This window comes from Aestuariivivens insulae (assembly GCF_022662195.1).
Classification (GTDB): domain Bacteria; phylum Bacteroidota; class Bacteroidia; order Flavobacteriales; family Flavobacteriaceae; genus Aestuariivivens; species Aestuariivivens insulae.
In genome coordinates this window covers 211,266-223,790 of record NZ_JAKMCS010000007.1, presented here as the reverse complement: position 1 = coordinate 223,790, position 12,525 = coordinate 211,266, and the positions used below count along the sequence as shown (strand labels likewise).

The window sequence follows — 12,525 nt, the reverse complement described above, 5'->3', positions numbered from 1 at the left end:
TGCTATGATCCACATTTCAGACAGTATTCAATTGAAACGCATTACAACTAATGATCATCAAAAATTGATGTCGTTAATGCAACATATTTACCCTCCTGCCTATAAGCATCTTTGGATAAACGAAAATACAGATTGGTATCTCGATCACTCTTTTAGTATGGATAACCTTCAAAAAGAATTAACAGATAAAAATGCTGAATATTATTTTGTTTTATACCATTTGAAGGAGGTTGGTATCATAAGAATTGTTCACAACAAACCATTACATGAATTTCCTGAAAAACCTGCCACTTACATTCATCGCATATACCTGGGTGAGAAAACCCAAGGCAAAGGAATAGGAATGCAATTATTAGCGTGGATCGAGAAGCAAGCCCTTAAAAACGACAGCGAATTAGTTTGGCTAAAAGCTATGGACACCCAAGCCCAAGCACTTCACTTTTATAAAAAACAAGGGTTTAAAGCTATAAGTTCCTTAACCCTAGACTTCAACCTGATACACAAGCCATTACGTGGCATGTTAATTATGCGCAAGTTTCTTTGATTAATTCACAGAGATACCCTTAAGTTCTATTTTGGAAAGTAGTTTTAATTCGCCTTGCTTAAACAAACGGTCTAAATTCTCAACTTTAACTGTATTGGTTCTGGGCTTATAATTGTTATAATCTACAAACCGAATACCTTCAACATAGCGTTCGTTATAAGCTTCACGGAAACGATAGCCTGTTCCGTCAGATTCCGCATAAGAATATGCCAAATAATCGGCTTTGTAGGTCTCTGTATTTATCCAGTACACAAAAACATCATCATAATCCTCACCTCCGCCTTCTTCATCAAAAGTGACCTTGATTTTATAATATTCTGAATTTTTAACCTTTGCTTTCCCTAAGTAGAATTTATTTACTGCGGCATCGTTTAATCCATAGGGCAACACAGAAAAATAATGCACAGCATTTACCGACGATATATATTTAGCAGCAATGGTATCGTGCAACACTACTTCTTCCTGATTTATAAACCTGGAAAACTCGCCATGGCTATTTAAGGTGTCAACAATGGTATCCTGTTCTTGTATTGTAGTACGCATTAATTCATAATAGCCTTTATTTCGAATTGCCTTGTAATGTCTATCCCGAAAATCAAAATCTATGATGGCCTGTTTAAAACGTGCCCCACCAGAAACTTCAATCGACTTATTCACCATAGCATTGGCATTGGTTAGTTCGTTATGCTTGCACGCCAAGGCTAACAGCACTAAAAGTAATGCACAACTCATTCTTTTCATAAACGCTTATTTTGAGAGCTGAAAATACAATTTCCAAGAGAATTTGGTTCTTAAACTTTTCCTAAATATTTCTGAGCTTGAAATTAATACTATTACCTGCAAACTTCTGACTTAAAACATCAATAGCCGATGCTTTTAATTGCAAAATCCTAGGATAACCTCCGGTAGTTTGGCAATCGCGCATAAGAATGATCAATTGTCCCGAAGGTGTTAATTGCACTGTTCCTGGAAGCACTAGTGATGTTATTATGGGGGCCAACGTATTTTCAAGAGGTTCTTCTAACTGATAGGCCATTCGGTTATTGTACTTAGATACCGTAAAGGTTGTAGACCATAGTGCTTTTTGTTGCTCTTCTGAAAGCAAATCGAATTCAGGTCCTTTAAAAACACCAAGGCTATTCGCTTTTAAATAGTCATTATTAACCCGCATTACTGCATGTCGCTTTTTAGCTGGTGATGGTATTGAATGTATGGTGAGCTCATCACCTTTACCTATAGAAATTTGATTTGTAATGCCTTGATACATACTAAAACTCCCCATAACAGAAGCCGTTTGAAAGCCTCCAAGTACTGCTAAATAAGCTCGAAATCCGCAGTTAAGCTTACCGAAGCTTAATACATCCCCTCTTTTCACCTCTAAAGCTTTGTTATTCTGTATTGGTGTTTTGTTTAATGCTGGCTCCATATTGGCTCCTGAAATACAAATAAGCGTTGACGTGCAAAACTCCAATATCGGGCCTGCCATTGTTATTTCCAATACCGGGCTGTCACTTGTATTCCCCAGTAAGGTATTTGCTATAGTACTGGCATAACGATCCATTACCCCCGAAAGTGGCACACCATAGTTTTGATAACCATACCGACCTAAATCTTGAATGGAAGAATAAAACCCGGGCTGTAATACTTTAACCATGTAGCACCTCACTTTCCAATTGATAAACCCCAGCATCAACCAAGGCTTTAATACCCTCATACACCTTTAAGTCTACAGGAACAAACTGAATACGATCTCCTGCCTTAGCAAAACAGGGACAATCTTTTGTAATATCAAAAAAATTAATGGGTGAATTCCCGATAATATGCCAGCCTCCCGGACTTGCATTTGGGTAAACCCCCGTTTGGTTCCCTCCTATGGCCACCGCACCTTTTTCAATTTGTAATCGTGGTGTAGCCTTTCTGGGCATGTGAAGCGTTTCTTCCAAACCGCCCAGATATAAAAACCCGGGTAAAAAGCCTATAAAATAAACCGTATAAGTAACTTTTGTGTGACGTTGGATAATCTCTTCCTCAGTAATATTTTTCACTTCTGATAGCGCCTCCAAATCAATACCAAATACCTTATTGTAGCAAACAGGAATCTTCCATAGGTTATGTGCTAGCCTACTTTCTGTTACGTTTGTTTTATAGACTTGCTTTAAAGCTGCTACCTCGTCACCAAACCTAAAATTTACACGTTCATAATCAATCAATATGGAGTTGTAGGCATGATTTATCTGTACTGCTGCCCCCTCATAATGTGTTGTTAGTTTTTTTTTGAATAACAATAAGTCGCTAAGAATATCCTCATCTATGTGCTTTGGCCATTCTACAAGTATGGCTTGTTCTCCAAAACGCTTGTATGATAGTTTAAACGGCATTACAGAACTTGAATCTGGTTATCGGCCAATCGGCTTCGCAAATTTTTCAATAAGTGGATTGCCTCTGGATTATCGCCATGTATACAAAACGTATGGGCCTGTATAGGTATTTGTTTTCCATTTATAGTTTTCACCTTTTTTTCATCTACCATACAATAAACATGATTAAATAAGGCATCTGCTTCTTCTATTAAGGCATTGGGTGCAGTTCTGGAAACCAAACTTAAATCGGCATTATAATTTCTATCTGCAAAGGCTTCATAAATTATAGGTATATGATTTTTCACAGCTATATCTGCAATAACCGATTTATAAGGCACATATAAATACACCGGAATGGCAAAACTTTTCAAAAGCTCAACAATTACCATAGCAATGTTTTTATCTTTTGCTGCTTTATTATATAAGGCCCCATGGGGTTTAATATGATGCAAACTCAATCGTGCGTTATCGAGATGATGTATTAATCGACAGGTTTGTTCTTCAAGTGATTTAAACAAAGCGGTATAGGGCATATCTATAGCTACCCGACCAAAATTCTCCTTATCTGGAAACGATGGATGTGCCCCTATCTTCACACCATGGGCTTTAGCCAATTCTATAACCGATTTCATCGTTTCATCATCCCCCGCATGACCGCCACAGGCAATATTACAGGAAGAAATAAATGGCATTAACTCGGCTTCATTACCTATACCCTCTCCTACATCGGCATTAATATCTATAATTAAGCTACTCATGATTTACAATTCTTGGCCAAAGCCATTATAACAAATTTAACTGAAACACTTTGTTAAATGACGCTAAAGACAACATTATACTTAAAACTAATATAATGAATCCTAGAAGATTTTGCCAAGTATTATTTTTATGAATACCCAAAACACCTTGTTTGTTCATCACCCACAACAAAATTCCAACAATAATAGGCAACAACATGCCATTGGTAACTTGGGCAAATTTAATAATGGTTATGGCTTTTATGTTTAACGATGAAAAACAAACGCCCATAATCAAGATAACCATCCAAACCCCTCTAAATGTCTTGGAACGCATATTAGTTCCCCATCCTAAACAACCACTTGTTACATAGGCTGCTGCCAATGGTGCTGTTATGGCACTGGTTATTCCGGCTGCAAATAACCCGATGGCCAAAACATATTTGGCCATACTACCAAATACAGGCTCCAATCCTTTTGCCAAATCGACAGCATTACTTACTTCAGAAGATTCTATAGAAGCCGCTGAAACAATAACGCACATGGATACCATGCCACCAAGAACCACCGCAATGACCGTATCTTTTCTGGCATACTTTAAATCATCTGCCTTTTGCCATTTTTCCTTAACTAAAGCGGCGTGCAAAAACAAATTATAGGGTACTACCGTCGTGCCAATTAAGCCTATTACCGTTAATAAACTGTCATTTGGGGATTTAGGCAAAAACGCGCCTTCTAGCACATTTAACATATTAGGTTTGGTTATAATAGCAGAAAGCAGAAATGCCATACTCATTAATATAACCAAAGAAATTAATGCCTTTTCCAATACCTTATAGTTACCCATATACAATAAAACAAAGGCAATGCCCCCAACCAATAGGCTTAATAGATTAAATGAAAACACCCCTATACTAAAACTGTGATTGCCCAAAATAGTTTCCAAGCCCAGAACTCCTCCTGTTATGTTTCCTGCTTCGTAAGCTGCATTTCCAATCACTATTGCCGATAGGGTGAGCAGTATAGCCAACCCTTTGAGTATGGGGTTTTTAATTTCCAAACGTATAATCTCAGATAGGCCTTTTTGTGACACAATACCCAGTCGGGCTGACATTTCCTGCAAAAGAATAGTCACTAAAGTAGATACGACCATTGCCCAAAGCAAGGCATACCCAAAACCTACTCCGGCAAGTGTACAAACGGTTACCGTTCCCGGGCCTATGAATGCAGCGGCAACCAATGGTCCAGGACCAATATTTTTAAATAGAGTCTTCAATAAACTATAAAGCTTTTATTGTAATTGACTAAGTAATTCATCCACGGCTCTTTTTAGCTGGGTGTCTTTATGCTTAGCTTTATCATCTGGGTTATTATAGACTATAATATCTGGTACTGCTGGACCTAATTCCATATTGGATTGTGTCTTTTTAACATACCATCCCCTAAAAGGCATTCTTACATAAGAGCCATCCATTAAACCAGTACCTCCCGTTGAAATAACCGCTCCAAATGTTGGTACGCCCACCAATGTTCCTATACCTAGGGCTTTATATGCATGTGAAAAAATTTCGGCGTTGGAATAACTATTCTGATTACAAAGTGCTATAGAAGGCTTGGTCCATGAAGCCAAAGGCAAACGTTCACTAAATGGGTAATGGTTCATAAACTTTTTATGTTCCGCTTTTAAATTTTTAGCCGCTCCTCGTGGAACTGTATAAGCATGTTGCTTAACATTAAGGACTGCCATTAAATAATCTGTAGTCCAACCGCCGCCATTAAACCGCACATCAATTACAATGCCTTCCTTTCCTAACCCTGCTGCGGTTAGCTCACGTTCAAAATGCTCAAAGCTTGTCCAGTTCATCCCTTGAATATGAATATAGCCCAACCTACCATTAGAATATTTGTCCGTTAACGCTTTTCGTTCCTTTACCCAAGCTTTATAATTTTCAACACGATTGCTACTTGCTGGCCTTATAACAACTTCTGTTGAAGTTTTCCCTCTTTCTATTTCCAAATATATTTTCTCGTTTGATGTTCCTTCCAATAAACTAAATACATTCAACGATTTTGAAAGTTTGGTGCCATTTACAGAAGTTATAATGTCCCCAACAAGTAATTTACTTGCTGTTCTATCTCCAGGCATACCATTTACTACAGATACCACTTTAAGCGATCCTGTATTGGTAGGTTTCAGCTCTACACCCATCAATCCCGTGGTTTCTTTTTGCAATTGCTCCCGCTTTTCTATACGATATAGCCCCATATGGCTTGCGTTAATTTGACCAAGCATCCAGTTGAACATATTTTGAAAATCTGTTCGCGTTGATGCTCCCAAAGCCAAGGGTTCGTATTTCTTTCTTAATTCACTCCAGTTTTTACCGTGAAAATCTGGATCGTAAAAACCATCATTAATGGCTTGCCAAGCTTCATTAAATATTTGTTTTGATTCTTCATCGTAATTAATATCTAGCTTAGCTGTTATTGGTAAAGACTCTAATTTATCTGAAGATAAATCTATACTGGAAAGGCTACCTTGTTTCGTTATAAATAGTTTTGAAAATTTACTATCGACCGTAACATTGGACGGTTTGGAATTACCTGAAGTTATAGCCTTTTTGTCTTTTCCATCCCATTTTATTTTGTATAAATCTGAATCAACCTCGGCATTGCCCCTAGCTCTATTCCCAGTAGTATAGTAAATGGTTTTACTGTCTTTTGAAAACACCTGTCCAAACTCACCTCCTACCATTGATGTGACCTGCACCTGACGTTCATGAATATCCTGAAAATCGATTATAACGGGATCTACCTCATCTTCTTTATCCTTACCATCCTCTTTATCTCCATTTTCCTTTTTGTCCTTTTTCGATTTTGCTTTTGGTTCATCTCTTTCTTCCTCTTCCCAATCCTGAGGTGTTTTCTCCCAATCTGCTTTGGTCAACCAAGTAAACCATACGTCATAATCGTTATTGTTCCTATTAGATGAGAACATTAATTTTTTTCCATCTGGACTCCAAACGGGGTTTCTATCTTGCTTTGGGTGCATTGAAACATTAACTGGCTTCAATGCATTATTTGCTTTATGAATATAGATTTCACTGTTAAAATCTAAATCACTTAAACTATAAGCTAACCATTTGGAATCTGGAGACCAAGACACATTTCCAGGTTTGGCCCATCCATCCAGTAAGGTTTTTTCATTTGATAGTTTTCCTTTGCCATCTATGTTTGCGACAATTAGCTTGCCATTTCCCCGCACAAACGCTATAGACTTTGCATCGGGGGAAACAACCAAATTACTTTCTTTTTCTTTGGTTTTGGTTAATCTTACCACCTTATGTTTTAAGGTTTTATACAGATTAGACTCATTTTTATCATCAGATGCTACTAAATATAAATCGTTTTGTCCATCCCTATCCGAAATAAAAACTACAGTACTGTCATTCAACCAACTGGCATTCCTATCCCTATAAGGTGAATTGGAAAGATTAACCGTTCGTTTATTATCCTTATCCGTAGTTCTAACAAACAGTTCTCCTCGTATGGTTAAGGTGCTGTATTTTCCATTGGGCGAAATTGCTATTTCATCAATATCGCTACTGTAAGTTTTATGGCTTATTGGATCGAATCTATAGTCTGAAGCGATACTAATATTAACTTTTACCTGTTTTTTAGTGAAAGCATTTATATGAAATACTTGGTTTCCTTTGGTCATAATTAAATCCTTTCCATTGCTACTAATTTGAAATGAAAAGATGCCCATATCCTTAAAGTCGCTTATTGGGGTAATCTCCTGTACTTTTTTCTCATTATCAAGTGTTATTTTATGAACATTATACCTACCACTTCTAGACGACTGAAAATAGATGGTATGGTCATCGCCCCACTGTGGGTAGAAATCATTACCCTCGTATTTGGTAAGTTGGGTATACGTATCAGCTTCTATATTATATAACCACAAATCCCTATTGGCCGGCCCTTGATAGGCTTCCCTTTCCAACCTACAACTTCCTTTAACAAAAACGACATACTTGCCATTTGGGGACAATTTAGCATCAAAGCCCAAAGCATCCATAAAGCGATGTGGTGTTCCTCCTTTATCAGCAACTATATATATTTCTGGTTCCCTTTCTACTTGAGCAAAATCCCTACGGGTAGAAAAAAGGATATCGCCATTGTTTGTATAATCGGTTAAACCATCTGAAGCAGAATGGTATGTTAAACGCTTGGGAAAACCACCATTAGCTGAAACCAAATAAATATTGTTATTCCCATAACGATTACTTTGAAAGGCTATGGATGCCCCATCTTTACTCCATATAGGCTTAGTGTCATACGCTTCATGTATCGTTATCCTTCTTGGGTTTTGTCCATCTATATCTGCCGTCCAGATATCGCCTTGAAAATTAAAGGCTATGGATTGCCCATTTGGACTAACGGCTGGATAATTGATTAAAGGGGATTGCGCTATAGTTTCAGTAGCAACCAAAGTACAAAAGGCTACTAGTAACTTATATGATAATTTCATTTTTTAGGTATCTAATTTGTTATAAATTTTCAAAACTATAACTAATTACACATAAACTTAATGAATTAATAATTCTTTAACAGAAATTAACAATTTAAACCTTAATCCTTTGAAACAGCATTGAGGGCATAAATAGCAAAGCTACCCAACCAATGTCCGCCTTCATAACCATCTCCAAAAATACTGGGCAATGAATAATTAATGTGGTGATTGGCAATGTTCTTTAAGTGGTCATATTCCGGTAAGCCTTCTGCTATTTTGTACAAACTCCAAGCACGGGAGAAGTTAACCCCGTCTAAATGTACCAAATGACCATCGGTTCTGTCGGAAACCAAACCAACTTCCAGTGTGTAGTTTTTATTGTTTAACTGTGGTAAAAAATGGTTTAACCACAGATTAAATTCTTCTTTTGGCAAAAGCCTTTTCATTAATGCGGCTTCTTCGAGACATGGTGATAAAAAATCGGTTCCACTAGGCTCCCAACCCATTGGGCAATTGCTATCGTTTAAAAAGAAATATTTTGCGCGTTCCGTTATGGCCGTTTTAAGTGCTTCATGATTTACTGTTTCGGCATAATCGTAAGCAAATGACAGGCCAAATGCTGTATTGGTATGGGTTCCTACACGGAGTGGATAATTTAACTTGGGTAAAAACTCAATATACTTTCCAACAATCAAGTTGGTTAAAGGCTGTAAATTAGACTCCAAAACTCGGGCTGTATCATCATCCCATGTATGCAATGTTTCAGCTAGTTTTAACAACCATGCCCAACCGTATGTACGCTCATACGACTTGTTGTGCTTGCCATGGAAATAGGCCACTTCGGCTTCTATGTTTTCTTTGGATATGTTATTTAGCAAGCGTTGTTTTATAGCGTCTGCATTATCAATATTAGGAAATTGTTTTAACAGACTTACCAAACTCCAATGCCCGTGTACCGCGGAATGCCAATCGAAACAACCGTGGAATGCCGGGTGCAAGGTACGTGGTGGCAATAAATCGGTATCGCTTCCAATGGTTTGCGATAATTTATTTGGATATTCGGTATTGATACAATGTAGGGGCAACTCGGCTAAACGATTAGCCTGTTCTAAATTAAGTTCAGGTCGCTCTGCGATTTCAATTTTTGGAATTTCTTCTTTTACTTCTTTTTCTTTTTTAGAGGTATTACAGCTTAGTGTTAATGCTAATAATGGGATAAATAAAAACTTGTTCATTGGTTTAAAATTGAATTCAAAATATAAGCCAAGATAAGTTTTAATTTTTCAAAATTGAAAAAAATAGACACTAAGCATTCAAAGCTAGCTTATATCCCTAGGGCTTTCCTTTTCCATCTTCCCGATAATACAACTTGTTCCCATCACCAAGGGCATTAAACTTTAATTCTCCTCTTAGCTCTTGCTTATCCTGAATGCCTACCAAGGCCGTAAAACGATCGGATTTACCATCCAAGAAAACAAATATTTTACTTCTGGATATGGTGCCTATACCGGAACGGTAATTTTCTCCAGCAATCCTAATTGTTTCCCCATTAATGGCTTTGTTCCTTTGAGCTGTCCACCAGGGTTGCTCAACTTTTCTCAAGTCCAGATCAGATATATTCAATTGATACCATGAACTTTGCTGCGCATTTAAAATTGCAAAGAAACATAATAGTATGGTAACAAATAGTTTATTTAATGTGTTCATTTGATAGCTTTTGTCTTATAATAAATAAATAATTGAAAGATAAAATTTAAATTTTAACCTCTATAGTTTTTTGCTTTTTGTCCTTCTTTATCCTCCTTCTTTAGTACATCTTCATTAAGATTATAACCATATAGCATTACATTACTACTCCCTTTTAAACAGGTGATTTTTACAACATTATATTTTATCTTAAATAAATGAGCCAAAATAGATTACCATAGGGTTCAATTCAAACATTATCATGATAAACACCAATACTTTTTTAACCATGAAAAAACAATATCTTCGATACTATATACTGATTACCTATCACTTAGTTATTTAATAAGCAATTTTAACCAATAATTTATCCAAGGCAGTAGACATCCATCAAAACACCTTTGTATAATTCTAGATTATACCATTAAATACATAAGAATTTTTATCACTGTTTATAATAAAAACAATTCTCATTAAATCAACGGCATAAAAAAACCACCATAATTTTTAATTAGGTGGTTTTTAAAGATTAATAAACGCTTTTAGTTCATCTGGACCGTTTGCCACTTTTCTGCAAGTTGCGTGAGGTTCGATTTCATTAAATCTTCTGTTGTCATGGCGATTCTGAATTCGCAAACAGCTTCAAAATTCAAAAACCAAGGTTCTGCAATTGCGGGGATGCCCGAAGGATCGGCAACATCTACCACCATAACAGCACCACGATGACCATCTAATTCGGTAAAATAAATACTTTCCGGCTTAATATCATCAACCACACGGCCAATGATTTCTCCTGCTGTACCATTTCTAACCAAAGTATTGAAGGGTTCAATAGGGCAAGTTACAGTTACTAACATTCTCATGACTATTGAAATTTATTATTAATCTCCCTAAAGTACGAAATAAAGGAGGCACAACCAATTAATAAGCCTTTAACTTATTAACTTTAAGAAACTTAACCCGTTAAAGTTTCAGGTTGAAAATGTATCAGAGCTTGATACAATTTTTGGGAATTAAAGCCTAATGGAATCCTAAAGGATACGTAATCGATAATATTTGTAACATATCTTATCAACTCAAACTAAAATTGTTTATATTTTCGTTTAATAAATTATCCTATCTTTTATTTACCATTAAAAAGCAAAGCTTAAATTATGAATAAAACGCACTACAGTTTAATTTCCCTTCTTTTTATTTTATTCTCGTTGTCAAGTTGCCATACTCAAAAAAAAGACAGACAACAAACCCAGGATGAACAGACACAAAAGAAATATAGCTTCGCTAAAGCTACCTTTAGCAATATATGTTCGGGATGTCATGGGGAAAAGGTAGAGACTTTTGTCGATAGAAAATGGAAATACGGAAATACCAAGGACAGTTTAATGGCATCCATAAGTAACGGATACGCAGATTTGGGCATGCCAGGCTTTAAAGCTACATTTTCGGAAGAGAACATCAGGGAACTTGCAGATTTTATTCTTCAGGGCATTGAAAACAATAATAAGTTTGACCTAAAAGATGTCGAGATAAAATCGAACATTTTCGATTCAGGGTCACAAAAGGTTCGATTGGACACCATAGCCAAGGACATTAAAATCCCATGGGGCATGGCCTTTCTTCCCAATGGTGAAATGCTAATTACTGAACGATCGGGAAAACTCTATAAATTAACTTCAAACCAAAAGCTCCAATCTATTGATGGAGTTCCGGAAGTAGTCGCCGAAGGTCAAGGGGGACTGCTGGACATTGCATTGCACTCCAACTTTAAAGACAATCACATTATTTACCTTTCTTATGCAATGCCCAAGAAAACAGACAATAACACTTTGGCCACCACAGCAGTTATGAAAGCCGAACTTGTTGGCAACGGCCTGACCAATCAAGACAACATATTTGTAGCATTGCCCTTCTCTAAAAGAAGGCATCATTATGGTTCAAGGCTACAGTTCGGGAATGACGGGAAATTGTACATTTCTGTTGGAGATCGCGGTAACGAAAAAGAAAACCCACAAAGTTTAAATAACTTTTTAGGGAAAATCCATCGGATAAATGATGATGGTAGCATTCCCCAAGATAATCCATTTGTTAATCAACAAGGTGCCATTCCATCTATTTATTCTTACGGACACCGAAACCCCCAAGGTATGACATTGAACCCTTCAACAGGGGAAATATGGGTAAATGAGCATGGCCCTAGAGGAGGGGATGAAATAAACATTATTAGAAAAGGCAAAAACTATGGTTGGCCAGTTATAACATATGGTATCAATTACAATGGCAAGCCTATTAGCAATATTACAAAGAAAGAGGGAATGGAACAGCCCGAAATCTATTGGACTCCCTCCATAGCTCCAAGTGGTATTGCCTTTGTTTCAGGCGATAATTATAAGAAATGGGAAGGGGATGTTCTTACCGGATCCTTGCGTTTTAGGTATCTAAACCGTACCAAGATATTGAACAATAAAATAACGGGGGAAGAAGAAATTCTTTTAAAAAATATAGGGCGGTTAAGAAATGTAAAAATTGGTAATGATGGCTTTATATACATTGCTGTTGAAGCCTCCAAAAATTGGACCGGTGGAATCTTTAAATTGGTCCCTATTGACAATTAATCGATATGCATTATTAAAAAAGTCTATTAAACCAATTTTTTAGGTTTGATAGACTTTTTATTTTTTTATTGTA

General features: G+C 36.7%; 11 protein-coding genes. 2 read left to right on the top strand and 9 right to left on the bottom strand.

The window, feature by feature from the left end; genetic code table 11:
- Nucleotides 1–4: 4 nt before the first annotated feature.
- On the top strand, nucleotides 5–544 hold the full coding sequence (locus MR062_RS10720) for a GNAT family N-acetyltransferase (protein ID WP_242204201.1): 540 nt from the start codon (nucleotides 5–7) through the stop codon (nucleotides 542–544).
- Here the strand turns inward: MR062_RS10720 and MR062_RS10715 are convergent, their stop codons facing one another.
- The 9 genes from MR062_RS10715 to MR062_RS10675 all read right to left on the bottom strand — a co-directional run bounded on the left by MR062_RS10715 (nucleotide 545) and on the right by MR062_RS10675 (nucleotide 10,703).
- Nucleotides 545–1,285 carry a DUF6503 family protein gene (locus MR062_RS10715; RefSeq protein WP_242204200.1) on the bottom strand — a complete coding sequence of 247 codons (741 nt, stop codon included), beginning with the start codon at nucleotides 1,283–1,285 and terminating at the stop codon, nucleotides 545–547.
- 61 nt (nucleotides 1,286–1,346) lie between these two features.
- On the bottom strand, nucleotides 1,347–2,198 hold the full coding sequence (locus MR062_RS10710; protein ID WP_242204199.1) for a 5-oxoprolinase subunit C family protein: 852 nt from the start codon (nucleotides 2,196–2,198) through the stop codon (nucleotides 1,347–1,349).
- A complete protein-coding gene (gene pxpB, locus MR062_RS10705; RefSeq protein ID WP_242204198.1) occupies nucleotides 2,191–2,922 on the bottom strand; it encodes a 5-oxoprolinase subunit PxpB in 732 nt (243 codons plus the stop codon). The genes MR062_RS10710 and pxpB overlap by 8 nt, the downstream gene beginning before the upstream one ends.
- The gene (gene pxpA, locus MR062_RS10700; protein WP_242204197.1) at nucleotides 2,922–3,662 is read right to left on the bottom strand and encodes a 5-oxoprolinase subunit PxpA; all 741 of its coding nucleotides are present in this window, start codon (nucleotides 3,660–3,662) and stop codon (nucleotides 2,922–2,924) included. The genes pxpB and pxpA overlap by 1 nt, the downstream gene beginning before the upstream one ends.
- 25 nt (nucleotides 3,663–3,687) lie before the next feature.
- Nucleotides 3,688–4,917: an Nramp family divalent metal transporter gene (locus tag MR062_RS10695; RefSeq protein ID WP_242204196.1), complete on the bottom strand. Its 1,230-nt coding sequence runs from the start codon at nucleotides 4,915–4,917 to the stop codon at nucleotides 3,688–3,690.
- 15 nt (nucleotides 4,918–4,932) lie between these two features.
- Nucleotides 4,933–8,172: a S41 family peptidase gene (locus MR062_RS10690; RefSeq protein WP_242204195.1), complete on the bottom strand. Its 3,240-nt coding sequence runs from the start codon at nucleotides 8,170–8,172 to the stop codon at nucleotides 4,933–4,935.
- A 101-nt stretch (nucleotides 8,173–8,273) separates the two neighbouring features.
- Nucleotides 8,274–9,389 carry a DUF2891 domain-containing protein gene (locus MR062_RS10685; protein ID WP_242204194.1) on the bottom strand — a complete coding sequence of 372 codons (1,116 nt, stop codon included), beginning with the start codon at nucleotides 9,387–9,389 and terminating at the stop codon, nucleotides 8,274–8,276.
- 97 nt (nucleotides 9,390–9,486) lie between these two features.
- A complete protein-coding gene (locus MR062_RS10680; RefSeq protein ID WP_242204193.1) occupies nucleotides 9,487–9,861 on the bottom strand; it encodes an NPCBM/NEW2 domain-containing protein in 375 nt (124 codons plus the stop codon).
- A gap of 521 nt (nucleotides 9,862–10,382) precedes the next feature.
- A complete protein-coding gene (locus MR062_RS10675) occupies nucleotides 10,383–10,703 on the bottom strand; it encodes a panthothenate synthetase (RefSeq protein WP_242204192.1) in 321 nt (106 codons plus the stop codon).
- A 291-nt stretch (nucleotides 10,704–10,994) separates the two neighbouring features.
- Between MR062_RS10675 and MR062_RS10670 the strand changes: the two genes are divergently transcribed.
- Entirely contained in the window at nucleotides 10,995–12,452 is a 1,458-nt protein-coding gene (locus MR062_RS10670) for a PQQ-dependent sugar dehydrogenase (RefSeq protein ID WP_242204191.1), read from the top strand.
- The last annotated feature ends 73 nt before the right edge of the window (nucleotides 12,453–12,525 follow it).